This window comes from Sorangium sp. So ce367, assembly GCF_051520455.1.
Taxonomy (GTDB): domain Bacteria; phylum Myxococcota_A; class Polyangia; order Polyangiales; family Polyangiaceae; genus Sorangium; species Sorangium cellulosum_B.
In genome coordinates this window covers 1,814,167-1,837,889 of sequence record NZ_CP150334.1, presented here as the reverse complement: position 1 = coordinate 1,837,889, position 23,723 = coordinate 1,814,167, and the positions used below count along the sequence as shown (strand labels likewise).

The 23,723-nt window shown below is 70.4% G+C and carries 20 protein-coding genes; 7 read left to right on the top strand and 13 right to left on the bottom strand.

The window, feature by feature from the left end; translation table 11 throughout:
- The first annotated feature begins 44 nt into the window (after nucleotides 1-44).
- The 3 genes from WME97_RS07100 to WME97_RS07090 are packed head-to-tail and all read left to right on the top strand — an operon-like array spanning nucleotide 45 to nucleotide 4,250.
- Nucleotides 45-1,799 (top strand): M16 family metallopeptidase, encoded by a 1,755-nt coding sequence (locus WME97_RS07100; RefSeq protein ID WP_437550517.1) that lies wholly within the window; start codon nucleotides 45-47, stop codon nucleotides 1,797-1,799.
- Nucleotides 1,800-1,803: 4 nt separating this feature from the next.
- Nucleotides 1,804-3,447 carry a M16 family metallopeptidase gene (locus tag WME97_RS07095; RefSeq protein WP_437550515.1) on the top strand — a complete coding sequence of 548 codons (1,644 nt, stop codon included), beginning with the start codon at nucleotides 1,804-1,806 and terminating at the stop codon, nucleotides 3,445-3,447.
- Nucleotides 3,444-4,250, top strand: coding sequence for a phosphatase PAP2 family protein (locus tag WME97_RS07090; RefSeq protein WP_437550513.1), 807 nt, complete (start codon nucleotides 3,444-3,446; stop codon nucleotides 4,248-4,250). The genes WME97_RS07095 and WME97_RS07090 overlap by 4 nt, the downstream gene beginning before the upstream one ends.
- Before the next feature lie 69 nt (nucleotides 4,251-4,319).
- On the opposite strand, the gene WME97_RS07085 is transcribed toward WME97_RS07090, so the two are convergent.
- Entirely contained in the window at nucleotides 4,320-5,981 is a 1,662-nt protein-coding gene (locus WME97_RS07085) for an FG-GAP repeat domain-containing protein (RefSeq protein WP_437555334.1), read from the bottom strand.
- A 216-nt stretch (nucleotides 5,982-6,197) separates the two neighbouring features.
- On the opposite strand from WME97_RS07085, the gene WME97_RS07080 reads away from it, so the two are divergent.
- Nucleotides 6,198-6,656, top strand: coding sequence for an SRPBCC family protein (locus tag WME97_RS07080; RefSeq protein WP_437550511.1), 459 nt, complete (start codon nucleotides 6,198-6,200; stop codon nucleotides 6,654-6,656).
- 335 nt (nucleotides 6,657-6,991) lie between these two features.
- Nucleotides 6,992-7,678, top strand: coding sequence for a hypothetical protein (locus WME97_RS07075; protein WP_437550509.1), 687 nt, complete (start codon nucleotides 6,992-6,994; stop codon nucleotides 7,676-7,678).
- Between the two features lie 87 nt (nucleotides 7,679-7,765).
- Here WME97_RS07075 and WME97_RS07070 read toward each other — a convergent pair whose 3' ends face one another.
- From WME97_RS07070 to WME97_RS07020, 11 genes are all read right to left on the bottom strand, one after another.
- Nucleotides 7,766-8,929, bottom strand: a complete 1,164-nt coding sequence (locus tag WME97_RS07070) for a sigma-54 interaction domain-containing protein (protein WP_437555332.1) — start codon at nucleotides 8,927-8,929, stop codon at nucleotides 7,766-7,768.
- Nucleotides 8,930-9,081: 152 nt separating this feature from the next.
- Entirely contained in the window at nucleotides 9,082-9,837 is a 756-nt protein-coding gene (locus WME97_RS07065) for an ABC transporter ATP-binding protein (protein WP_437550507.1), read from the bottom strand.
- A 60-nt stretch (nucleotides 9,838-9,897) separates the two neighbouring features.
- Complete coding sequence (locus tag WME97_RS07060; protein WP_437550505.1) at nucleotides 9,898-10,680, bottom strand: ABC transporter permease; 783 nt, start codon at nucleotides 10,678-10,680, stop codon at nucleotides 9,898-9,900.
- Between the two features lie 23 nt (nucleotides 10,681-10,703).
- On the bottom strand, nucleotides 10,704-11,564 hold the full coding sequence (locus WME97_RS07055; RefSeq protein WP_437550503.1) for an ABC transporter permease: 861 nt from the start codon (nucleotides 11,562-11,564) through the stop codon (nucleotides 10,704-10,706).
- Nucleotides 11,565-11,628: 64 nt separating this feature from the next.
- Complete coding sequence (locus WME97_RS07050) at nucleotides 11,629-12,711, bottom strand: ABC transporter substrate-binding protein (protein ID WP_437550501.1); 1,083 nt, start codon at nucleotides 12,709-12,711, stop codon at nucleotides 11,629-11,631.
- A 159-nt stretch (nucleotides 12,712-12,870) separates the two neighbouring features.
- Nucleotides 12,871-14,286: a hypothetical protein gene (locus tag WME97_RS07045; protein ID WP_437550499.1), complete on the bottom strand. Its 1,416-nt coding sequence runs from the start codon at nucleotides 14,284-14,286 to the stop codon at nucleotides 12,871-12,873.
- A 302-nt stretch (nucleotides 14,287-14,588) separates the two neighbouring features.
- Nucleotides 14,589-16,118, bottom strand: coding sequence for an amidohydrolase family protein (locus tag WME97_RS07040; protein ID WP_437550497.1), 1,530 nt, complete (start codon nucleotides 16,116-16,118; stop codon nucleotides 14,589-14,591).
- 132 nt (nucleotides 16,119-16,250) lie between these two features.
- Nucleotides 16,251-16,499, bottom strand: a complete 249-nt coding sequence (locus WME97_RS07035; RefSeq protein WP_437550495.1) for a hypothetical protein — start codon at nucleotides 16,497-16,499, stop codon at nucleotides 16,251-16,253.
- A gap of 419 nt (nucleotides 16,500-16,918) precedes the next feature.
- Complete coding sequence (locus WME97_RS07030; RefSeq protein ID WP_437550493.1) at nucleotides 16,919-17,794, bottom strand: STAS domain-containing protein; 876 nt, start codon at nucleotides 17,792-17,794, stop codon at nucleotides 16,919-16,921.
- A 146-nt stretch (nucleotides 17,795-17,940) separates the two neighbouring features.
- Nucleotides 17,941-18,969: a hypothetical protein gene (locus WME97_RS07025; protein WP_437550491.1), complete on the bottom strand. Its 1,029-nt coding sequence runs from the start codon at nucleotides 18,967-18,969 to the stop codon at nucleotides 17,941-17,943.
- Between the two features lie 405 nt (nucleotides 18,970-19,374).
- Nucleotides 19,375-20,880, bottom strand: coding sequence for an FAD-dependent monooxygenase (locus tag WME97_RS07020; protein WP_437550489.1), 1,506 nt, complete (start codon nucleotides 20,878-20,880; stop codon nucleotides 19,375-19,377).
- 105 nt (nucleotides 20,881-20,985) lie between these two features.
- Here WME97_RS07020 and WME97_RS07015 point away from each other — a divergent pair, with 105 nt between their 5' ends.
- Nucleotides 20,986-21,687 carry a TetR/AcrR family transcriptional regulator C-terminal domain-containing protein gene (locus tag WME97_RS07015; RefSeq protein WP_437550488.1) on the top strand — a complete coding sequence of 234 codons (702 nt, stop codon included), beginning with the start codon at nucleotides 20,986-20,988 and terminating at the stop codon, nucleotides 21,685-21,687.
- 154 nt (nucleotides 21,688-21,841) lie between these two features.
- On the opposite strand, the gene WME97_RS07010 is transcribed toward WME97_RS07015, so the two are convergent.
- On the bottom strand, nucleotides 21,842-22,366 hold the full coding sequence (locus WME97_RS07010; RefSeq protein WP_437550486.1) for a hypothetical protein: 525 nt from the start codon (nucleotides 22,364-22,366) through the stop codon (nucleotides 21,842-21,844).
- A gap of 514 nt (nucleotides 22,367-22,880) precedes the next feature.
- Here WME97_RS07010 and WME97_RS07005 point away from each other — a divergent pair.
- The gene (locus WME97_RS07005) at nucleotides 22,881-23,717 is read left to right on the top strand and encodes a cyclase family protein (protein WP_437550484.1); all 837 of its coding nucleotides are present in this window, start codon (nucleotides 22,881-22,883) and stop codon (nucleotides 23,715-23,717) included.
- The last annotated feature ends 6 nt before the right edge of the window (nucleotides 23,718-23,723 follow it).

Sequence of the window (23,723 nt, the reverse complement as noted above, 5' to 3'; positions counted from 1 at the left end):
AAGTTTGCGCTCGACCTCGGGCAATCTGCGCTAAAACCGCGCCCATGCGAGCCCACCACCGGTCCGAACGGACGCGCCTCCGGGCGCTCTCGTCCCTGTCCAGCGCGCTCGTCGCCGCGCTCGGCCTGACGTTGCCCGCCTACGCCGCGCCCCCGGCCGCAGCGCCGGCGCAGCCTGCGGCGGCTCAAGCTGCGGCCAAGCCCACGCCCGCGGCGGCGGCGCCGATCGCGACGAAGGCGCAGCCCGCGGCGGCGGCGACCAGCGTGAGCGTCGCGATCCCGGTCGAGAAGTACACGCTGGAGAACGGGCTCGAGGTGGTCCTGCACGAGGATCACCGCACGCCCGTCGTGGCCGTCAACGTGTGGTACCACGTCGGCTCCAAGGACGAGCCGCGGGGGAAGAACGGCTTCGCGCACCTGTTCGAGCACGTCATGTTCCAGGGCTCGAAGCACGTGGGCGAGGACATGTTCTTCAAGTACCTGGAGCGGGCCGGCGCGAGCGAGCGCAACGGGACGACGAACAGCGACCGCACCAACTACTTCGAGACCGTCCCCGCCAACGAGCTCGCGCTGGTGCTCTGGCTGGAGAGCGACCGGATGGGGTGGCTGCTCGACCACGCGAACGACGCGACCTTCACGAGCCAGCGCAACGTCGTGAAGAACGAGCGCCGCCAGAACTACGAGAACGCGCCCTACGGCCTCGTGCCGCAGTTCGTCCGCGCGGCCCTGTTCCCGGAGAGCCACCCCTACCACCTGCTGACCATCGGCACGCCCGAGGATCTCGACGCGGCGCAGATGGACGACGTGAAGGCCTTCTTCCGGACGTTCTACGTGCCCAACAACGCGACCCTCGTCGTGGCGGGCGACATCGACCGGAACAAGGCGAAGGAGCTCATCCAGAAGTACTTCGGCCCCATCGCGAAGGGCGCCCCGCCGCCCGTGGCAACGAAGCCCGACCCCGGCGACCTCGCGACCGAGAAGCGCCTCGACATCGAGGCGGACGTCGAGCTGCCCCGCGTGACGATCAGCTGGGTGACGCCGCCGAGCTTCGCGCCCGGCGACGCCGAGCTCGACCTCGTCGCCAACGTCCTCGCCTCGGGCAAGACGAGCCGCCTCTACAAGAAGCTCGTGTACGATCTCCAGATCGCGCAGGACGTCTTCGCGTTCCAGCAATCGAGCCAGCTCGCCAGCACCTTCCAGATCACGGCGACGCTGAAGAAGGGCAAGTCGCCCGAGCAGGCCCTGAAGCTCATCGACGCCGAGCTCGAGCGGCTGCGCAAGGCGCCGCCGACGCAGGACGAGCACGACCGGGCCCAGGCCAAGGTGCTCTCGGAGCTGGTCTTCAGCATGGAGCAGGTGACGGCCCGCGCGAACGCCATCAACAACTACAACCAGCTCACCGGCGATCCGGGGTACTTCCCGAGGGACGTGGCCAGGTACGAGAAGGCCACCGCCGCCGACCTGCAGAAGGCGACCGCGGATCTCCTGCCCCAGGGCAGGCGCGTGATCGCCCTCGTCACGCCGAAGCCGGGCGCTCCGAAGGCCGGGCGCCTCGTGAAGCAGACCGGGGCGGCGACGCCCGCGGCGGCGGGCGCGAAGCCCACCACCGCGGCGCCGTCGGCAGCGGCGAGCGTGCAGCCCGCGGTCGCGGCGCCCGCGGCCGCGCCGGCGGGCGCGAAGCCCGCGGCCGCGCCGGCGACCGACAAGCCGGCGGCCGCGCCGGCCCTCATGAAGCCCGCTGGCGACAAGCCCGCGGTCGACAAGCCTGCGGCCGGCCCGGCCGCGCCGAAGGGGGGTTGAGCCCATGCGCATGAAACGAACCGTCTCCGCCTCGCTCGCAGCCGTGGCGCTCGCCGCCTGCGCTCCGGTCACGTCGACGCCGCCCCCCGCGCCCCCCGGCGCGCAGCCCCCCGCGGCGGCGCCGCCCGCCGCCGCGGCGGCGGACGACTTCCGCAAATCGCCGCCTCCCCCGGGGCCGGACGTGGTCTTCCGGCCGCCGCAGATCGAGGAGGCGAAGCTCGCGAACGGGATCCGCGTCCTCGTCGTGGAGCGGCACGAGCTGCCGATCGTCGCCGTGGACGTGACGACCGTCCGCGGCGCCGATCAGGCCGAGCCGGGCGTCGGCGCGTTCGCGGGCGCGATGCTCATGCAGGGCACCAAGACCCGCAGCGCGCTCGCGCTCAGCGACGCGCTCGGCAAGCTCGGCGCGAGCTTCTCGTCCGCGGTCGGCTTCGACGGCGGCGGCGTGCAGGGCCAGAGCGTGACGCCGCGGTTCGGCGAGATGCTCACGCTGCTCGGCGACGCGTACATGAACCCGGCCTTCGCGCCGGCGGAGATCGAGCGCGAGCGGTCGCGCCGCATCACCCAGCTCGCCGAGATGAACGATCGCCCCGCGTCGCTCCTCTCCATCGCCCAGGCCCGGGTCCTCTACCCCGAGGGCCACCCGTACAACGCGCCGCTGATCGGCACCGAGGCGGCGCTGAAGAAGATCACGGCGGGCGCCCTGGCGAAGTTCCACGCCGCGCAGTTCCGGCCGGAGCTGACGACCGTCGCCATCGCCGGGGACATCACGAAGGCCGACGCGGTGAAGGAGGTGGAGCGGGTCTTCGGCGCCTGGAAGGGCCCGGCCTCCGCGCCGCCCGCCCCCGCCAAGGCGGCGATCCCCGCCGATCCGCCGGCGCTCGCCGCGGGCGCGCCGCGCGTCGTCGTCGTCGACAGGCCGGGGCTCACGCAGTCGACCGTGACGGTGGCACTGCCGGGCGTGCCGCGCGCGACGGCGGACTACGACGCGCTGCTCGTGATGAACACGCTCCTCGGCGGGCAGTTCTCGAGCCGGCTCAACCTGAACCTGCGCGAGAAGCACGCCTACACCTACGGCGCGCGCTCCGGCTTCGACATGCGCCACGGAGCGGGCCCGTTCTCCGCGGGCGGCGCCATCGTGCGGGAGAACACGGGCCCCGCCGTGAGGGAGATCTTCGCGGAGATCGACCGGATGCGGAGGGAGCCCGTCACGAACGAGGAGCTCGCGGACGCCAAGGCGAACCTCATCCGCCAGCTGCCGGCGCGCTTCGAGACGGCGGACGCGACCGCGTCGACGATCGCGGGCCTCGCGGTCTACGATCTGCCGCTCGACGAGTACGCGACGCGACCGGCGAGGCTCCAGCGCATCACGCCCGCGGACGTGCAGCGGGTCGCGCAGAAGTACCTCGTGCCCGAGCAGCTCCGGGTCGTCCTGGTGGGCGACGCCGGCGCTGTCGGAGAGCAGCTCTCGGCGTTGCAGCTCGGTGAGGTCATCGTGCAGAAGGCGCCAGGCGTGGCGGCCGGACCGGCGGCGGCGGCCAGCAAGCCGTCGGCGCCCGGCAAGCCGTCGGCGCCCGCCGCGCCCCAGGCTGCGAAGCCCGCGGCGCCCGCGCAGCCCACGGCGCCCCCCGCAGCGAAGAAGCCGTGAGGTACGCCGCGCCGCTCGCCTGCGTGTGCGCGCTGGCGTGGAGCGCGCCCGCCGCCGCGCAGGCGGGGCCGGCGGCCCCGGACTGGGCGTTCGGGGCGCCGGCGGGCGAGGTGGCCGTCATCGCGGCCTGCACCGCCTCGCTGGCGACGTACTTGTTGCCTCAGCGCCGCTCCGCGTGGGGCGCAGCCTCCAGCGAGGAGCGCAACGAGACACTCGGCCTCGCCAGCGACATCACCGGCGCCGCCGCGGGCACGCTGCTCCAGCTCGGCAGCGGGTACGCCCTCGAGGGCAGCTACCTCGCGGGCGCCGGCGTCCCCCACCCCTTCTCCCGGGCGCTCAGGACGTCGCTGATCGAGCTCGAGGCGGCGGCGCTGTCGACAGGCCTCTCGAGCATGGTCAAGCGGCTGTCGGGCCGGTGCCGGCCGCGCTCGTGGCGGACGGACCGATGCGGGGACACCGATCTCGACTTCGACGCCTTCCCGTCGGGCCACACGACGCCGGTCGCGGCCATCGCGGGCGTGCGCCTCAACCTCGCGCTGCGCACGACCGGCGACGCCGCGCCGCGCCTGGGCGCGCTCGCCCTCGCCGAGGCGGCGACGGTGGTGACGATGGCGCTGCGGATCGGCGCCGGCGCGCACTCGTGGCAGGACGTCGGCGCCGGCATGATCCTGGGCCACGTGACGGGCTTCGCGCTCGCAGCGATTCACCCGATCCAGCCGACCAGGACGCGGTTTGCGGCGGGCGCGCTGCCGCAGGAGCCGGGGGCGGAGCCGGCGATCGTTACTTGGTCGTGGGCGTTCTGATCGTGCGCCCGCGAGCGCGCCCCGCGCGGGCGGCGGGTGAGCTCCAGCGGAGAGGCGCCCAGGCTCGCGTCAGCGGTGCGCCACGGCGAAGCCGAACTCTCTGTCCCCCGGCGGCTGTGAGATCGAGGTGTCCTCGACCTTGGGATCTGCGATGACCGAACCACCGAGATACAAATAGACGATGTTCTCCTCCGTGATGGCGATCGTGAGATCCGAGTACCCGTCGCCGTTGATATCACCGGGAGAGCCAAGGCGCTGTCCAGTCCTGTCTTCGATGGCGTCTCTGTATATGGCCGTATCCGGTTCGTCCAGCTCCGACTCATTGCCACCGAGGTAGACAAGCACCTTCGGGGAGCGGTCCGCGACGGCGAAATCGTCGAACCCGTCGTTGTTGAGATCGCCCACCCCAGCAACGGTGATGCCGAACGCGTCGTCGCCTGCGAGCGTGACGTCCGGCGCGGAGCTCAACCCCTGAGGTCCGCCGAGGTAGAGGTACGCGTGGCTCGTCTCGTACGACCCGAGGATGACGTCGCCGAAGCCGTCGCCATTGACGTCGCCAGCGGCGTCGAGCGACCTTGCGAACCTCGAGCCACCGGACGGATCGACCAGCTCTACTTTGGGTGTGGTATCGAACCCTTTGCCGGGGTTCCCATGGTAAATGCGCACGACGTCGCCGTTGGACGAGTAGAACAACACCATGACATCCGAGAATCCGTCGCCATTGACGTCGCCGGCCGACGACACCATCGTACCAACGCTGCCTGCGCTCTCCACGCTCTGACCAAACTCTAGCGCAATCGGCCCGTCGAGCTCTGCCGAGCCTCCCAGGTACACGTAAGCGGTCGGCTCAGAAAAGCCGGTTCCCGAGACGAGCACATCGCCGAACCCATCTCCGTTGACATCACCGGCAGAAGCGACGTAGGGACCTAGCTCACCCAGCGCCGAGATCCCTTCGAGTGTCTCGTAGTCTGCCCTGAACCGATCGCCGCCACCACCGCGGTAAATGTATGCCTTATCGTTATAGGTTGCTCCCGTCAGCGCATCGGCATAGCCGTCGCCGTCCACGTCGCCCGCGCACGACAGGGACATCCCGAAACCATCGTTCCGGCCGTTCGGGCTGAACACCAGGCCATCGTCGTCCATGCCGAGCTGCTCAAGAGGCGCCCCATAGTAGAAGTAGATCGCATTCTCGGCCACGAAGCTGTATGCACTTATAGCGATATCGTCATAGCCATCGGCGTTGTAATCGCACCTGGCTCGGCCGACGTTGATCCATCGCGCCCGCGAGAACTCCGAGCAGGAGTCTCGCGAGCAGGCGCGCACGCGCCAGTAATAGCGCCGCCCGACGGGCGGCAGGAGCGCTATCGGCAGATCCTCCTCCGGCTGGAACTCGGTGTGTTCCGTGGTGGCCGAGATCGCGTCCGTCATATCTGGATCGGCGCTGTACTGTAGCTCGTACTCGATGGGCGCGTCGGTGGGCGACACGGAGGCCTCCCACACGAACCGGGGTCGCTTCGAGCCGCTCTTGCGCAGGGCGCCGAGATAGGCATCGTTCTTCGGGAGGCGCAGGACGGGCACCGACGGCGGCTCTCCGGAGCCGCCGTCACCCCCGACGGACGACGTCGATCCGCTGCCGCCCGCTCCCGCGTCGCCGCCGCGGCCGGCGATATCGACGAACTCATCGAGGCCCAGAATCTGGCCGCAGCCGGTGACCAGGCCGATGGCGACCATCGCCACCGCACCGGCTCGATGAACTCCACCTTTCGCACCAGCTCGCATGAGATGCCATGAAATCATGGGGGTTCATGAAGGTCAAGCGACTCGCTCGCACTGGCTCTCGGTCTGGGAGCGGTGGAGATCGCTCTCTTCCGGGATGCAGGCACGAGCCCATGACGAGCGCTGCACGCCGCGCGGGCGCGACTGCGCGCCGCGATCCATCCTCGCGCCATGCCCATCTTCGAGAAGCGCACGCGCATCGCCGCGCCCCCCGAGCGGGTCTTCGCCTTCCACGAGCAGCCCGACGCCCTCGAGCGCCTCACGCCCCCTTGGGAGCACGCGCGCGTGCTGGAGAAGACCGGCGGCATCCTCGTCGGCGCGCGCGTGGTCGTGGAGACGCGCGTCGGCCCCGTCCCGCTGCGCTGGGTCGCGGAGCACACGCAGTACGAGCGGGGGCGGATGTTCCAGGACACGCAGCGCAGCGGGCCGTTCAAGCGCTGGGTGCACACACACCGCATGGACCCCGACGGCTCGGGCGGCTGCTACCTCACGGACCGCGTGGAGTACGAGCTCCCGCTCGGCGCGCTCGGCCAGCTCGGCGGCGGCCTCTTCGTCCGGCGCAAGCTGGAGCGAATGTTCGACTACCGCCACGAGGTGACGCGACGGGCCTGCGAAGCCCCGCCGCGGTAGCCCGCTCGCCGACCGCCGCGTCCGCCGCACGGCGCGCATGCGACCCGTTGGTTGCCGAGACAGGCGCCGGGCCCAGGTTCCTCGCAATGCCGCGGCGCCCGACGACGGCAGGAAAAAGGAGCATGGCTATTTGCCGTTGCGGCCAGTGCGGCGCGATCCATCAGGTTGTGTTGCGAGTCCAGCGAGGCAGGCGCGCCGTTGGCGGATTGTTTGATTACGCGCCGGTCGATGCGCCCATTTGGATTTCTGCGTGCCCCCGAGCGCTGCAGTGGAGTGGGCGCGGGAGGGCGAACAGAACTTGACCGGTCACGCCTCTTTCGGCGTAGTCACGCGCCGTGCCGAGCACACCGCATGAGGTCCTGATCGTCGCATTGCGTGAGCAGCCCGGCGTGCGGACGCGCCTCGGGACCTTGCTCCAGCTCAAGCCGGTCGTGCTCCACCTCGGCCACGCCGAGGGCAAGGCGCTGCTCGACGAGCGCCACCCGGAGCTCGCGCTCTTCGCGGCCTGGGCCATGCAGCACCGCCATGGGCCTCGGGCACGCGCCGTCGTCGAGCGGGCATTCGAGCTGACCGAGCGGTTGCCACGCGCGTTGCGACGGGCCCAGCAGCGTGCGATCCTCTCCGTGCTCAGCGAGCGGATGCTGGAGCTCCTCAGGGAGGCATCGATGAACCCCGACAAGATCCCGGAGACCCCCGCTGCCCGGAAGCTCCGCCTCTTCCTCGAAGCACAGGGACGCAAGAAGGGCCGGGCCGAGGGCGAGGCCAAGGGCCGGGCCGAGGGCGAGGCCAAGGGCCGGCAAGACGCGCTGCTCACGCTGCTGCGGGCGCGCGGGCTCTCCCCCTCGCAGGACGACGAGACGCGCATCCGGGCCTGCGCGGACGCGGCAAAGCTCGATCGGTGGATCGCGCAGGCGGCCACGGCCAAGACGGTGCGAGAGGCCCTCGGGCTCAGAACCCCGGCCGTCAAGGCTCGCCCCCGCACGCCGGGTCGCCCCCGGCCGGCCTCCCCGTCGCGCTCCTGAGGCGCCCCCGCCGGCCTCGCTCGCCTCACCGCGTCCGCCGGGCCAGCGTGCCCCGCACAGCCGAGCTGGCGCGCGCTCAGCGTTCGCTCAGGTCGTCCCCGGGGCGCGCGGCGCGGTGCTCGCCTCCCCTCGCCCGAACGCGGCGGCCGCCGCCCCGCCGCGCGACGCCCGGTAGCGCGCCAGCTCCCCGAACTGCGCGAGCCGCGCGCGCACGATGTTCCTGCTGATGCCGAGCAGCCTGGCCGTCTGGAGCTGGTTGCGATCGCAGTAGCGGTACGCCGTCCGGATGATCGTCTCCTCGATCTGCTCGTGCAGGTTCGGCAGGTTCTGCTCGAACAGCGCGAGCAGCGCGCCCTCCAGCGCCGTCGCCTGCGGCGTCGGCCTGACCTGGGACACGGCGCCCGTCGCCCCCTCCTCCGGCGGAGGAACGCTGGCCCCGGCCTTCGGCAGGAGCGCCGTGAGGCGCAGATCCGCCGGGGTGACCTCCTGGCCTTTGCAGACCAGGAGCGCGTGGTGCATCGCGTTCTCGATCTCCCGGATGTTCCCGGGCCACGGGTGCCCGAGGAGCCGCGCCGTCGCCTCCGCCGTGAGCACGGCCGGCCCCGAGCCGAGCCGGTGGGCGTAGAGCTCGAGGAAGTAGCGCGCCAGCGGGAGGATGTCGCCCGGCCGCTCGCGCAGCGGCGGGAGCGCGAGCGTCGCCACGTTGAGCCGGTAGAAGAGATCCTCGCGGAACTTCCGCGCGATCACCGCCTCCTCCAGGTTCACGTTGGTCGCCGCGATGAGCCGCACGTCGATCGGGATCGGCTGGCGCGAGCCGAGCCGCACCACCTCGCGCTCCTGCAGCACGCGGAGCAGCTTGACCTGGAGCGGCAGCGACAGATCCCCGATCTCGTCGAGGAACAGCGTCCCGCCGTCCGCGGCCTCGAACCACCCGGCCTTCGAGGTCGTCGCCCCCGTGAAGGCGCCCTTCTCGTGGCCGAACAGCTCGCTCTCGACGAGGGACTCCGACCAGGCGCCGCAATTCACCGCCACGAAGGGCCGCCCCCGCCGGTGGCTCAGCGTGTGGATGTGACGGGCCACGATCTCCTTGCCCGTGCCGGTCTCCCCCGTCACGAGCAACGTCGCGTCGCTCGGCGAGAGCTGCCGGATCCGATCGAGGATCGCCTGCGAGCGCGGATCCTCGAAGACAAGCGCCTTGGCGCGCACAGAAAGGGCCAACGAGCTCGTGTTGGGAAGCGTGAGCAAGGGCATCGTCATCGGGCTTAACTCACCATGATAGCGGATGGTTCGTCCATTATAACGGATGGCCCTGCCATGCGCCAGAGATCTTTCTCTGGCGCGGCCCCGCCGGTTGTCCCAGATGGCTTCGGGCCTTCCGTCACGCTGCGCCTCGATCCGTCGCGCTAGGCCTCGAGGAGGTGGCCGCGCACCTCGTCGACGAGGGCCTTGATCTCGTGATCGGTGCGGGACCTCGGGCGCGGCGCGCTGACGGGGACGACCTGCTTGATCCTCCCGGGCCGGGGCTCGAGCACGACGACGCGATCGCCGAGGAACACCGCCTCCTCGACGTCGTGCGTGACGAGGATCATGGTGATCTTCTCCTCCTGCCAGATGCGCTGGAGCTCCTGCTGCAGCTTCGCGCGGGTCAGCGCGTCGAGCGCGCCGAACGGCTCGTCGAGCAGCAGGATGCCCGGCCGGTTGACCAGCCCTCGCGCGATCGCCGCCCGCTGGGCCATCCCGCCGGAGAGCTGGTGCGGGTACGCCCGCTTGAACCCGGACAGGCCCACGAGCTCGAGGTGCTCGTCGACCGCGCGGGCCTTCTCGGCGTGCGTCCACGCCGAGCTCTCGAGCCCGAGCGCGACGTTCTGCTCGATGGTGAGCCAGGGGAAGAGCCGGTGCTCCTGGAAGACGATGCCCCGATCGAGGCTCGTCCCCTCGACGCGCGCGCCGCCGACGAGGATGTCGCCCTCGTAGTCGCCGTCCAGCCCGACGAGGAGCCGCAGGAGCGTCGATTTGCCGCAACCGCTCGTGCCCACGACGCTGATGAACTCGCCGGGGTGAATGGTCAGGCCGATCCCCCGGAGGACCTCCAGGGGCTTGTCCTTGACCACGTACTTCTTGCTGACATCACGAATGTTGATGACTCCAGGCGAGCCCATGAGTTCCTCCTCGAAGCAGATGAAGCAGACGGAATCAGACGTTGGCGACGTTGACGACGTTCACACGCCGCGGACGCGCCATCGCAACAGGCGGTCTTCCGCGGCCTTGGCCAGCGCGTTCAGGCCGAAGCCCACGAGGCCGGACACGATCAGCCCGACCAGCACGACATCCATGGCGAAGCGCTCGCGCCCGTCCACCATCAGGCTGCCGATCCCGGGGGCGGGCTCGAGCAGGTACTCGGCCCCGAGCGTGCCGAGCCACGCGTAGATCAGGCCCTGGTGCACGCCCGCGAAGAGCGACGGCGCGGCGGACGGCAGGATGACCTTGCGGAGGGTCTGCCACCGCGAGAAGCGGAGCACCCGCGCCACCTCGATGTGCTCGACACCGACGCTGCGCACGCCTTCATAGGTGTTCACGACGACCGGGTAGAAGGCGGAGAGCGCGATGAAGGCGATCTTCGCCTGCTCGCCCACGCCGAGCCACACCGACATGAGCGGGATCCACGCGAACAGCGCGACCTGCTTCGCCGCGTGGAAGCTCGGTGAGAACAGCTTGTCGGCGGTGCGCGAGACGGCGAGCAGACCGCCGGCGGCGCCGCCCGCGACGATCCCGAGCGCGAGCCCCAGGAGATCCCGGACGAGGCTGGCGCGCAGGTGTGTCCAGAGATCGCCGCTCTCGTGCAGCGCGCTCGCGGCCTTCCAGACCGCGAGCGGCGGGACCAGGATGCGGGTATTGGCGAGCTCGTAGCGGCAGACCACGAGCCACGCGACGAACAGCAGGACGGGCAGGACCAGGCCGCGCCGCAGCCGCGGCTGGATCAGAGCATGGGTGATGGCGCTCATCGTGTGGGTTCTTCTGTGAGGTGTTAGAGGGCGGCGCGCCGCCAGCGGAGGAGGCGGGCCTCGATCGCCTCGAGCCCCTTGTCGAGCGCGAGCCCGACGATCCCCACGACGAGGATCGCTGCGAGCACCACGTCGAGCTGGAACAGCTGGCGGCCCCAGACGATCAGGAACCCGACGCCCTCGGACGAGGCCAGGAGCTCGACCGTGACGAGCGACAGCCACGCTTGCGTCAGGCCGTAACGGACGCCGACGGCGATGGACGGCACCGCGGCGGGGAGCACGACCTTCCGGAGCAGCTGAGCATGGCTGAAGCGGAAGACCCGGGCCACCTCGATGTACGATCTCGGCACGTTCTTGATGCCCTCGAACGTGTTGATCGCCACGGGGATGAGGCTCGCCTGCGCGATGAGGATCAGCTTGAGCGACTCGCCGATCCCCGCCACCATCATGACGAGCGGCAGCCACGCGAGCGCGGGGACCTGCGCGAGCGCCTTGAAGAGCGGGTGGACGTGCTCCTCGATCCGCCGTGAGAGCCCCATGGCGATGCCGAGCGCGAGGCCCGCCGCGCCGCCCGCGGCGAAGCCGCCGAGGACGCGACCGAGGCTGATGGCGATGTTCGTGTGCAGATCGCCCGAGCTCGCGAGCTCGGTCAGCGTCTGCACGACGAGCCCTGGCGCGGGCAGGATCTGCGCCGGTATCAGCTCGCGCTGCGAGGCGTAGCTCCACGCGAGGAGGAGCGCCGCCGGGAAGACGAGCCCCACGGCGACGTTGCCCACCTTCCGCGACAGGAGCCGGGAGGCGCCGCCCGCGGGCAGCGCCACGTCGGGCGCCGCGAGCTTGTAGCCGGCCTGGGTCTGGCTTTCTTGAATTCCCTGCTGCGTCATCTTGGTTGCCTTTCTCTCGTGGCGTTCCGCCCTGCGCTAGGCCCCTTCGCCGCGCGCTCTCCTCTCATGACCTCCCGGGGTGCTTGACCTTCCCGTTCACGTCGAACTCGGGCCAGTAGCCCTCGAGGTTCAGCTCCTTCAGCGCCGCGTTCAGGAACCGCAGATCGATCCAGGAGTCGACGTCGAACGTGCTCCTGATCAGGCCGAACCGCTTCGCGTCGGCGGCGGCCGCCTTGTAGCGGGAGATCAGGTATTCATCGAACAGCGGGCTCGCGCGCACCTTGAGCGAGTCGCCCGTCTGGTCCGCCTTGAAGTTCGAGTACGGCACCCCCGACTTGGACCAGAGCTGGTAGATCGGCGCCGGGTTGGCCTCGTTCTGCGCGATCCAGTGGGCGGCCTGCACGACGACCTTGACGACGCGCCTCGTGATGTCGGGATACTTGTTCGCGAAGTCCTCGGTGACGATCAGGTGGGCGTGCCGCAGGTAGGCCGGCGAGTCGTTCTTCGTCGAGTAGACGATCTTGGCGACCCCCTGATCCTGGAGCGTGAGCAGGTCGTACCCGCCGAAGGCGGCGTCGATGTCCCTCGTCGCCAGCGCCGCCTTCGCGGTCGCGCTGTCCATGTTGAGGATCCGGAGATCGCGCTCCGACAGCCCGCTGCCCGCGAGGATCTTGTTGACGGCGAGCTGCAGGTTCGTGCCCTTGAAGAGGGCGACCTTCTTCCCCTTGAGGTCCGCGAGCGACGCGATCGACGAGTCCGACGGGACGGCGAGGTACGTATGCTGCCTCGTCGACACCCCCGCGAGGAGCTTCGTCTTGAGCCCCCCTGCCCTGCCGATGCTCGACGGCAGATCTCCCTGGAGCGCGAAGTCGAGCAGCCGGTTCGCGTACGCCTCGTTGACCGCGGGCCCGGCCCCCTTGAAGAAGGACCACTCGATCTTGATATTGTCCTTCTTGAACTCCTCCTCCAGGAGCCCCCGCGCGTGAACCACGCTCAAGCTGCTACCGCCCACAAAAGGCCGGTTCCCGATCCCCACCCCCGCAAATGCCACCCGGATAACGCCAGGCGCCTCCGCCCGCGCAACATGCGCCGACAGCGTCAAAATCGCCGCGATCAACATCTGCACAAAAATCAAAGCTCGTCTCATGAATCTCTTCTCCTAATTCGCTGTATACCGCCGCCAGAGCGATGCTCGCCCGCACAGGAGACGGGCCCAGATCGGCGTTTTCGGCGCACAGGCGTACTCCGGTACGCCGAGCACCGAAAACGTCGAGGTGGGCCCGTATCCGAAGCGGGCGAGCATCGCTCAGAAGGCGCCTTGGAGCTGGGCCAGGACCTCGTGTTTGGCCCCCTCGGTGCTCGTGCGGTCGTCTCGGCGGTTGACGTTGAGCTGGAACTTCGTCGTCTCCGCGAAGAAGACGTTGAAGCCGAGCGTGTAGACGTCGACCCGGTTCTCTTGCACCTCGGTGCTGGGGTCGAAGAGGTCGACGCGGAGGAACGGCTGGTAGGTCTTCGGCCACCAGTCGTCGTAGCGGCCCTGGTTGCGGTAGCCCCTCAGGAACTGCTCGCCCCAGTTGTAGAAGAAGGTCGCCACGTGCGACAGGCTGGTTTGCCTCGTCTTCCGGGGGTCCTCCGCCGTCGTCCCGAGCGTCACGTCGTCCTGGCCGTAGATGAACTCGTAGGTGACGCCGATCGGATAGTGGTTGTAGTAGATGTCGCCGCCGAAGCGGCGCTTGACGCCCTTGCCGGACAGCGTCTTCTTCTCGTCCTTGAGGAACGTGTTCTGCCAGCCGATGTACGCGCTGCCGCCGAGCGTGATCTGGCGGAGGAGGGAGTTGTAGTCGGACGGCACGGTGAACGCGAGGCGGCCGATGATGTCCTTCTCGCTGTTGTCGTCGGGCGTGTTCGGCCCGCTCCCGTTGACGATGCCGATCGCGTAGGCGAGGAGGGGCGCCCGGTAGTTGTAGCCGTAGTCCACCTGCGGCAGCACGTCGCCGCGGACGATGAGCCCGAGGTCACGCCGGTTCAGCCCGAGCTTCGTCGTGAACTGCGCGTTGGTGATCACCGGCTTCAGCTCCTCGCTCGCGGGGACCTCCAGCCCGAAGGGCAGGAGCTGCTGGCCCAGGGTGACCTGCAGGACCCAGTCCTCGGGGGCGAGGGTGGGGAGCACGGAGTACGCCAGCTGGGCGTCCAGCAGGTTGAGGAAGCTGTTGTTGCTCGCCTGCTGGGGCGAGGCGCCGAAGCGCACCGAGTAGGTCAGGTTGCGGCCTTCCTCGTAGTCCTTGTAGAGGATGCCATTGAACGTGAGGGTCGCGGCGCCCGTGTCGAACGTCACCTTGCGATCCTTCGAGGTCGCCGTGTTCACCGGCTGCTCCGTCCATCCGATGCGCGCCTGGATGACGCCGCCGACGAGGAGGGAGCGGGTCGAGAGGGCGGTGTGGAGGTCGCGCTCTCGCTGCCACTGGAACTTGAAGTTCTCGAGGTCGGTGACGAGCCCTTGCAGGTCGTCGCGCGTGACGGCGTTGGGATCCGGCTCGACGAAGGCCTCCGCGGCTGCGTCGCCCGCGGGCGGGGCGCCGGGGTCCGGCGCGCCGGGGGTGGCGCCGGGAGCAGCCTGGGCGGCGGTCGCGACGCCCGCGCCGGGGGCTGCCCCAGCGGGCGCCGCTGCCGCGCCAGCGGGCGCAGGGGCCGCGCCAGCGGGCGCAGGGCCCGCGGGAGGCACGGCGGCCGGCGTACGGGCCGCGCCAGCGGGCGCAGGGGCCGCGCCGGCAGGCGCCTGAGCCGCACCGGCGGGCGTAGGGGCCGCGCCGACAGGCGCAGGCGCGGGGCGTTCGCCCTGGGCTCTGCCGGGCGGGTTCTGCGCGCTCGCCTGCGTCACGCAAAGGACGACGGTCGTCGCGAGGATCGATGAGATGGCGGTTCTTGAGCGGTCGAGCAAACGCATGAATGGATCCAGAGGGGTTCGTTGATTCACAGCTACCGTCGGGCGGGGCCGCTTCCGTCGCCCCGCCCGACGCTCCACGTTCAGGCCGCCTTGCTCTTCCGCAGCTTCTGCTCGACCGCGGTCCCGGCGAAGAAGCCGGGGTTCTTGCCGGCAAAGAAGTTGTAGGGATGGGTGAACACCAGATCGCGGAAGTTCGCCTCCGTGAGCGCCCCGCGCTCGACGAGGCTCCAGGTGTCCGCGAGGACCTCGGTCAGGTCCGGCACGTCCCAGTGGCCGCTGTCCGACGCCCAGAAGGCGTTGAGCTGGACGCCGAGCGGGTTGACCTTCGTGTTGAACGCGTACGCGATCGTCGGGTCGTCCGCCTCCGAGCCGAAGTAGAAGTTCGGCACGTACCTGTCGCGGATGTCCTCGATCCGCTCGATGCCCGCCAACGCGAAGTCGTCGAGCGCGCCCGGGTCCTGGGGCTGTCTCCGCGAGTTGTTCGAGACGCCGAGCGCCCCGCCGAGGACAGCGTGGATGTCGCCGAGCCGCGCCCCGACCTCCTCGCCGCCGTACTGCTGGTAGAGCGCGTACAGCAGCTTCGCGTCGATCAGATCGGGGTTGTAGTTCTGGACCGCCCTGCCATTGCGCTTCTCCCAGTGCCCCACCAGATCCGCGAACAGCGTCGCGCCCCACGCCGCCCCTCCCTCGAGGAAGCCGACGCGGAGATCGGGGAACCGGCGCGTCACGCCGCTGAAGAAGAGCGACTTCGCGAGCGCCTCGGAGGCGGAGGCGAAGTGGCCGATGTGGTTGTACATGTAGCTCGACACCGAGCTGCGGCTGGTCCACCCCATCCCGGCGGAGTGGGTGGTCAGCACCGTCCTGAGCTCGACCGCCTTGGCCCAGAACGGGTCGTAGTTGTGCTCGCTGTCCACGCCGAACGTGTCGAGCCAGTTCGCGTGCCGCGCGACGTCCGGGTGGTGCCGCGACGGGTACTTCTCGGCCACCGACCGGATCGGCCGCCGGAGGTTGCCCGGGATGAGGGCGACCTTGAGGCCGAGCTCGCGCACGGCGAACTCCAGCTCCTCGACGCCCTCCTCCGGCGTGTGCAGCGGGATGGCCGCGACAGGCGTGAGGCGGTCGGCGTACGGCCGGTACACGTCGGCGTGATAGGCGTTGACCGCGCGGATGAGCACCCGGCGCAGGTCCTCCTTGCCGACGTGGGTGGCGAACGTGGAGACGTTCGGGAAGAGAACCGCGTAGTCCGTCCCCGACTCGCCGAGCCGCTCGTGAAGCAGCCTGGGCAGCGACACCGTGGCGAGATCGAGGGTGTTCTTCGTCGGCAGCGCCCACCACGGCGGGCGGACCGAGCGCTGCGCCGCGCGCTGCTCGGGCGTGAGCTCGTACCACTCGTTGCTCAGGTAGCCGAAGCCCCGGTTGATCGCGTCGCGGAACTCGTCGACGGACTTCGCGCCGCCGTACTTCGCGATGTAATCCTCGAGGATCGGCGCGAACTCGATCGTGTGCAGATCGGTGTCGATCACCGGGTAATCGAGCTTGTCGCGCACCACCCGCGAGCGAGAGGTCTTCTTGCCGTCTTTCAGCGAGAGGTGAGAGGATGAGACGCTCATGACGATGACTCCATGGCGCGATCGCGCGGTCGCGCGGCGGCCATCGGCGCCGGGCTGCCGCGCCCAGGGCGCACGAGGCCGCGCGCCGACCAGGCGCCCGCTCCTGTGCTGAGAATGTGAGAGGCCTTCGAGCTAGAGCGCCGCGAGCGCGGCGCCCCTACAGCGCGTGGCGGTCCATCGCTCGACGTCAGCGCCGATCCGGCGGGGCGCGAGCCGCCGCGAGCGCCGGGGGGACGCCGCGGAGCGCGCCCGTGCGCAGAGCGCAGAGCGCGTCGCGACCCGACGCCACACGACGGCCGGCGCGCCCGGGAGGGCGTTCGTCAGGGTCGTGATCGCGAGGGTGGATGAGACCGCGCGGAGCGCGATCACTGGATCTTTCATGGCTTTCTTCAGATCGACTATCGCCCTGACGCATTGCACTGTGCGGACCAAGCCTTCACCGTGGCCAGCAGGGCAGGTCGGGCGGAAGCACCATCGATGCGCTCGGCCCTGTGACCGCGCCCGCACGCTCCAGCGCGCCGTCCCGGGGGAGAGTTCAGAGAGGGCTCGAACGCCCCGACGCCTCCCGGCAACGAAGGAAACTCAGCCGCACGCGGCACACGCCGCGCACTCTGTCAGGAAAGCAGCTCGACGCTCGTTGCGCCGCTGCAGGTTGCGTTCTGCATTCTGCATGCGGCGTACCAGCCTTACGTCCGCTTCAAAAGACACGGATCCGTTATACCGGATAAGCCCTTGCTGCTGGAGCAGCAGGCGCGTGCTGCGCGGGTGCTGCTGCAGCAGCAGCCCCCGGGCAAGGTGCGTCAAGGCCGGGACGGCGACGCGGGCGAAAGGCTCATCCCGGTCGCGAACGAGATCGCGCTCTGCAGGTCGCGGCGGGTCACGACGCCGGCGAGATCGATGTCGAGGCTGACGATGGCATGGGACACCTCCGGCCGGATGCCCGTCAAAACGACCTGCGCCCCGAGCAGCCGGACCGCCCGCGCCACCTGCAGGAGGGCGCTCGCCGAGGTCGCGTCGATGTGCGGCACGCCGGTGACGTCGATGATCGCCACCCGCGCCTGCCGCTCGACCACCTTGCTCAGCAGGTTCTCCATCATCTGCTGCGCCCGCGCCGCGTCCAGCACGCCCACGAGCGGCAGCACGAGGACGCCCTGGCTGATGGGCACGATGGGCGTCGACAGCTCCAGGAGCGTCTTCGCCTGCAACCGGAGCGTATCCTCGAGCCGCTTCCGGTCGGTGATCACCTCGGTGAACAGGATGATCCCGCCGATCTCGCCGGTCGACTTGTACCAGGGAAAGATCTTCCAGCGCACCCAGTCGACGCTCCCGTCGGCCCGCGGGAAGGGCTCTTCATCGTTCGATTCCGAGGCCCCTGCGATGCAGCGCCGGTGGATCTCCCTCCAGTGCTCGGGGATCTCGGGGAAGAGGTCGTAATGACATCGGCCGATGATGTCCTGCTCCTTCATGCCGAAATCTTCCCGCCAGCGGTGACTGGCCAGGATGTAGCGCATGTCCTTGTCGAACATGGCCACAGCAGCCGGGCTGTAGGTGACAAAGACACGCGCATGCTCCTCGCTCTGGCGCAGCTCCGCCTGGAGGCGATCCCGTGCCTCCTCGGCCTCCTCCAGCTCCCGGATGCGCTGCTTCAGCCGCTGGTTCTCCGCAACGACAGCCATGTAATTCGCGTCACCGTTCATCCGCACCTCGGTTCCGTCCTGGCCTGTATATCAAAGAAGCGCGGTGCAAGGCGCTCGACCCGCGAAGGCGTTCGCTGCCGAGCGAGGGGGATAAGGTCGCAGCGTGCGCCTCGACCCGCCCATCGCTAGCGGTAGGGCCCGCCCCCGGGGCCACGCAGGAGGTTGCGCTCGATCCTTGCGCGCACCTCGTCGAGCGTGTCGATGGCCCACACCATCGTGTCCGGCGCGATCGAGGGGGCGATCGGTCCCAAGGTCACGCCGCGATCGTCGATGGTAACCGGGCCGGCGCGCTCGTCGAGGGCGAGGAGGGCCATACGGGCGCCAGGGTCGAGCAGCGCGGGGGTCCGGTCGGTCTGCCGCGGATCCACACGCACGTGGAAGCGGCGATCGAACGCCTCGTCATCAACGACGATGTCCTGCCCGCCCAGCATCGTGACGAGGCCGTCGAGGAGTCGTTCGCGCCGGACGGCGAGGCCAAGGCCGAGCTCGGTCTCGAAGCTCGCGCGCGCGGTGATCCGGTGGCGGCCGCGCGCCGCGCGCGCCGAGCCGACCTCGATGGGGCCCCCCTCGATCCGGCCCGTGATCGAGAGCGGCACGCACGCGAAGGCGAGGCCGCGCGCCGAGGCGAGCGCGCGGAGCGCCTCGGCGTGCGCGGCGAGCGACGCGGCGGCGCGGAGGCCAGCGCGCGCATCGTCGAGGAGCTCGACGGTCTGCGCGGCGCTGTGGGCGGCGCGCACGATCCACGCCTCATCGGTGGATCCGTACGGCTCGGAGAGCGTGCAGCCGCCGTCGTGGATGCGGAGCTCGTAGGACGCGCGGTGCAGCACGACGAGGTGCTCGCGGAGCGCCACGGTGAAGAGATCCCCTGTCCGGGAGGGGTCATCCGCTGCGATCGAGAACTCGCTGTCGAGGTCGTCGCTGCCGGTCAAGACCGCGTTCACGAAGCCCAGGGTCGTCTGCCTGCGCTCCATCTCGAGGCCCAGATCGAGGGGTGGTCGGAGCGAGCCATGGACGAGGACGTGCGGACGATCTTCTGAGTCGCTGAGCTCCACGGAGACGGGACGCCCCGCGACGAGGCCCTTCGCTTCGCCGCCCTGCGCGTCGAGGCCGAGCGTCGCGGCCACGGCCTGGACTTGCTGCTCCCAGCTCCTCATGCACCCACGTTATCCGCGCGATGCACCGGGCGCAATCATCGCAATCCCACGCGCCGCCGCCCAATGGACCTTGCCTTGCGGAAGCCCTGGTCTTGGTGAACGGAGGAGCGTCATTGTTCCTTCGACGCCAGAACGCCTTCCTGGGGCGCGCACCTCGAGCTCAGGCCGTTCGAGCTCACTTCACCCGAGGAGGAGGCAAGGAGTCCCCACGAGGGGACGCCGCGTCTCCCTGGATGTACTGCTGTCGTGCTGCGCAGCCGCCGGGTCGCGGCGCGACTGGCAGCGTCACCGCGGGCCGCGGAGCTCGCTGGGCAGCACCGAGGTGGGCCGCGATCCTTGTCGGGCGCCGGCGCTCCACCTTCTCCACCTCTTCCGAGCCGAAGGTGTGAGCGCACCCTCGCGGCCTCACGCGGGCCCGCACCAGGACGCGAGCGCGCTCCTCAGATCGGCGAGGCGCGTCGCGCGTCGGGCGGCGTCGCTCGCCCACGCGACGTGCCCGTCCGGCCTCACCAGGACCGCATCGACGGCGGCGAGATCGCCCTCGGGGGCGGCCGTCGCGCGGACGACGTCGACGCGATCGCCCCACGCCGCGCCTGCCTCCCGGAGATCGACCGCGCCGGCGAGGTCGAGCAGGACGAACCGGGCCGCGTGGAGCAGCTCGTACAGCCGCGAAGCACCGGAGTCCGTCACGAGCGCGCGATCGGGCGCCCGCCTGCCGACCCAGGGGTGCGCCTCCGCTGCCCCGCCGGTCGGATACGCGACGTCGAGCGCGCTGATCATCTCGGAGATCCGCCGATTGACGGGATCCATGGCGAGCAGCTCGCTCATCATCTGACGGAGCGCCAACCCCGCTTCCGAGAAGTCGCCGAGCTTGGTCTGAACCTCCGTGTTGCGCCCCAGGGCCACGCCCACCGGGTGACGCTCGGCATGATAGCTGTCCAAGAGGTGGGGCGGCGCCCAGCCGTTCACCTCGGCCGCGAGCTTCCAGCCGAGGTTCATCGCGTCTTGCAGCCCGACATTGAGCCCTTGGCCGCCGGCGGGAAAGTGGATGTGCGCCGCGTCGCCCGCGAGGAGGACTCGCCCGCGCCGGTACCGCTCGGCGACCCGCGTCGCATTGCCAAAGCGCGACAGCCACCGTGGATTGCGCATCCGGAAGTCCCTTCCGACGATCCGCGCGACGCCGCTCTGCAGCTCCTCGAGCGTGACCGGCTCGGACGTGCTCACGTGCACCCTTTGCGGATCGAACACGACGAAGCGATAGACGCCCTCGTGATCGCCGGGCGGAAGCGGGGCCGCCAGCACGGAGCCGCGCGAGCACGTGTGCCTGAACGGCCTGGCCGGAGGCTCGTCGAGCTCCACGTCGCCCAGGATGGCCGTCACCGTCGTCTCCGTGCCCGGAAACCCGACGCCGATCGATCGTCGTACGACGCTCCTCGCCCCGTCGCACCCCACCACGTAACGCGCGCGCTCCTCGGCCTGCCCCGCGGGGCCTTCGACCCGCAGCGCGACCTCGCCTTCCCTCTCCGCGACCTCGACGACCGAGCGACCGCGCTGGATATCGACGCCCAGCTCGCGGGCCCGCTCCTCCAGGAGCGCCTCTGTCTGGGCCTGGGCCAGCCACAGCGTGTACGGGTGCCGCGTGTCGAGGCGCGAGAAATCGAGCGGCGTGTCGAGCCACGCGAAATGCCCTGCCGGCACCGGCACGCCCCGGCGCTGGAAGCGATCCACGATCCCGCGCTGATCGAGGATCTCCAGCGTCCTCGGGTGCACCGTGAGCGCGCGCGATTGCTCGGTGCGCGTCGGCCGCTGCTCCAGCACACGGACCCGGACCTTCGCGAGCGCGAGCTCCGAGGCCAGCAACATCCCTACCGGGCCACCGCCAACCACCACAACATCATTTTTCACCAACATTGAAACCTCCAGGTCCCAAACTCTAACAACGTTAGAGTAAATTGAACGATGTTAGAGTCAAGGCCGTGCTTCGACTTCCGGGCGCGGACGAGGGAAGGACCGGCGATGCGGCTACGGCGTGAGCAGGTCGTCGCGACGGCGCTGCGTCTCCTGAACGACGTCGGGCTCGACGCGCTGACGATGCGCCGGCTCGGGCAGGAGCTGGATGTCCAGGCGGCGACGCTCTACTGGCACATCAAGAACAAGGAGGAGCTGCTCGACGCGATGGCGGAGGCCATGCTGGCGGGCTGCGCGGACAGCGTGCCGGCAGCGCTCTCGGGGCTGGAGCTCGCGGCGGACATGGCCGAGCGGCTCCGCAGGGCGCTCCTCGCGCACCGCGACGGGGCGCGGGTGTTCGCGGGTACCTACGTCGCTCAGGACAACACGCTGCGGGTCTCGGAGGTGCTGCTCGGCGCGCTGAGCGACGCCGGTCTCTCCCCGCGCGCCGCGGCGTGGGGGTGCTGGTCGATCGTGTACTACGTGATCGGCTTCACCCTCGAGGAGCAGGCCCTGGTGGTCCGCCCGGGAGCGGACCCTGGCAAGGCCGATCCAGCGCTCTTCCGCGAGGCGGTGGAGCGAGGAGCTTACCCGCACCTCGCGGCGGCGCTCCCGCACCTCCTGAGCACCGACACGGGCGCGCGGTTCCGGTATGGACTGGCGCTGATCCTCAAGGGGCTTGAAGCGGAGCTCGAAGGGGCGCCGCGACCGGGGGAGTCCAGGAGCTCGCGCGCCGGAGCCAAGAAGCGGGCGCCCCGCCGGAGCGACTGACCGCCGCCCGCGCGGATGGCCGCGCCCGCTCGGACCGATGGTCGTTCCCGACCTGGGCCGCGCCGCAGCCGCTGCTGTGCGGCGGCTGCGCCTACCTGGGTCGAATCGCTGCGATCACGCGCCACGCGCGCGGAGAACCATCCTCCCGCCGAGCTCACGACGTGCGGAGCGGCTCCGCGAGCCAGCGCACCAGCGCGTCGGCCTCCAGATCGAGCAAGGCATCCTCGACCTCGCCCGGACCGATGGCGCGGGCTCGCTCGATGATCGAGCGCTCTTCTTCGGCCGTCGGTCGCCGCCCGAGCCGCCGGGCGAAGAGCCGACCGAGCAGCTCCGCGATCGCCTGCTGCTTGCCTCGCTCCTCGCCGCGTCGCTCACCGCGCTCCTCGCCGCGTCGCTCCCCCCGCTCCTCGCCGCGTCGCTCCCCGCGCTCCTCACCGCGTCTCTCCCCGCGCTCCTCGCCGCGTCTCTCGGCCTCGATGATCATCTCCCCGATGATCGGCGTTCGCCGTAGCAGCCCCTCTTCCTTGTCCTCCACCATCATGACGAGCTCCTTCAGCAGATTATGCCCCCAGGGATCGATGGTCGCCATCACCAGGAGCGCCGTGTACAGCTCGGCCCGCTCCTCGGCGGTGGCCGCCCCCGCATGGATCTCCGCGACGATCTGCCTCAGCGCCGCCAATCGCCTTGTCCAGGCGACGCTCGATGTTCGTGACCTGGCTGTCGACCCAGCCGAGGACCTCGACGGGACGGCCCTCCGGGACGAGGGCGCGCACCAGGTCCTCGGGGCGCCTCCGGGCGAGGTGGCGAAGCGTGATGTCGGCGTCTCCCATGCGCGGTGTCCATGGCAGCGCGCGTACCAGGAGCGCAGGCGGCCGAAATCAGGGGAATTCAGGGTGTAGCGCGGCGTCAGGCAGGTGGCGGCGCCATGGCGGGTGCGGGTGGCGGCCGCACGAGCTGCGGGGCTCCGGCCAAGATCGTGTTCGAGCAACCGGCCCACGGAACGTTCGTCGGAAGCGGAACTGGACAGGCCGCTTCCCCCGCCTGCCGCTCGCCGCGCTCCTGTCCTCGTCGTTCCCTCCGCTCCTGCCCGCGTTGCTCTCCCGCGCGCGATGTCAGGATCGATGCCCCGGGCCCGAGGCCGGTGACAGAATCATCTCCGGCGGCCGGCCGCATGGCCGGCCAGGAGGGGCTCGATGCGAACGTTGATCACGACGATACTCGTGCTCGCCGCGCTCTCGGCGGGCTGCGCGGCGGAGCAGGCGGGAGCGCGGGGCAACACCCCTGGAGGCGCGGGCGCGCGCGACATCCACCTGCCCGAGGGCGCGCGGCTCGTCGACCTGACCTATCCCTTCGACGACAAGACCATCTACTGGCCCACGGCGACGACAGGCTTCACCCACGGTACGGTGCACCACGGCAAGACCGAGGGCGGCTACTTCTACTCGGCGTACACGCTCTGCGCGCCCGAGCATGGCGGCACGCACCTCGACGCGCCCATCCACTTCGCCGAGGGCAAATCGACCGCAGACGCCGTGCCCCTCTCCCGCCTCGTGGGCCCCGCGGTGGTGGTGGACGTGTCGGCCGCCGCGGCCAGGGACAGCGACTACCTCGTGACCCTGGCGGACATCGAGGCGTTCGAGCGGGCGCACGGCGCCATCGAGCCGCGCACCATCGTGATGATCCGGACGGGCTGGGGCGCGCGCTGGCCTGACAAGAAGCGTTACCTCGGCGACGATCGGCCTGGCCACGCCGAGGCGCTGCATTTTCCGGGTATCGGCGAGGACGCCGCGCGGGCGCTCATCGCGCGGAACGTGGGGGCGGTGGGCATCGACACGGCGAGCATCGACCACGGCCCATCGAGGAGCTTCATGGCGCATCGGGCGCTGCTCGGGGCGGATATCCCGGCGTTCGAGAACGTCGCCTCGATGGAGTCGCTGCCCCTGCGAGGTGCGCTCGTCATCGCGCTCCCGATGAAGATTCGCGCCGGCTCCGGCGGGCCGCTGCGCATCGTCGCCGTGCTGCCGCCCTGACCGCCG

Excerpts from the sequence above, each read along its gene's own strand:
- WME97_RS07100 (WP_437550517.1), top strand. The coding sequence starts at position 45 with ATGCGAGCCCACCACCGGTCCGAACGGACGCGCCTCCGGGCGCTCTCG.
- WME97_RS07095 (WP_437550515.1), top strand. The coding sequence starts at position 1,804 with ATGCGCATGAAACGAACCGTCTCCGCCTCGCTCGCAGCCGTGGCGCTC.
- WME97_RS07085 (WP_437555334.1), bottom strand. The coding sequence starts at position 5,981 with ATGGTCGCCATCGGCCTGGTCACCGGCTGCGGCCAGATTCTGGGCCTC.
- WME97_RS07080 (WP_437550511.1), top strand. The coding sequence starts at position 6,198 with ATGCCCATCTTCGAGAAGCGCACGCGCATCGCCGCGCCCCCCGAGCGG.
- WME97_RS07070 (WP_437555332.1), bottom strand. The coding sequence starts at position 8,929 with ATGCCCTTGCTCACGCTTCCCAACACGAGCTCGTTGGCCCTTTCTGTG.
- WME97_RS07065 (WP_437550507.1), bottom strand. The coding sequence starts at position 9,837 with ATGGGCTCGCCTGGAGTCATCAACATTCGTGATGTCAGCAAGAAGTAC.
- WME97_RS07060 (WP_437550505.1), bottom strand. The coding sequence starts at position 10,680 with ATGAGCGCCATCACCCATGCTCTGATCCAGCCGCGGCTGCGGCGCGGC.
- WME97_RS07055 (WP_437550503.1), bottom strand. The coding sequence starts at position 11,564 with ATGACGCAGCAGGGAATTCAAGAAAGCCAGACCCAGGCCGGCTACAAG.
- WME97_RS07050 (WP_437550501.1), bottom strand. The coding sequence starts at position 12,711 with ATGAGACGAGCTTTGATTTTTGTGCAGATGTTGATCGCGGCGATTTTG.
- WME97_RS07040 (WP_437550497.1), bottom strand. The coding sequence starts at position 16,118 with ATGAGCGTCTCATCCTCTCACCTCTCGCTGAAAGACGGCAAGAAGACC.
- WME97_RS07035 (WP_437550495.1), bottom strand. The coding sequence starts at position 16,499 with ATGAAAGATCCAGTGATCGCGCTCCGCGCGGTCTCATCCACCCTCGCG.
- WME97_RS07030 (WP_437550493.1), bottom strand. The coding sequence starts at position 17,794 with ATGGCTGTCGTTGCGGAGAACCAGCGGCTGAAGCAGCGCATCCGGGAG.
- WME97_RS07025 (WP_437550491.1), bottom strand. The coding sequence starts at position 18,969 with ATGAGGAGCTGGGAGCAGCAAGTCCAGGCCGTGGCCGCGACGCTCGGC.
- WME97_RS07020 (WP_437550489.1), bottom strand. The coding sequence starts at position 20,880 with ATGTTGGTGAAAAATGATGTTGTGGTGGTTGGCGGTGGCCCGGTAGGG.
- WME97_RS07015 (WP_437550488.1), top strand. The coding sequence starts at position 20,986 with ATGCGGCTACGGCGTGAGCAGGTCGTCGCGACGGCGCTGCGTCTCCTG.
- WME97_RS07005 (WP_437550484.1), top strand. The coding sequence starts at position 22,881 with ATGCGAACGTTGATCACGACGATACTCGTGCTCGCCGCGCTCTCGGCG.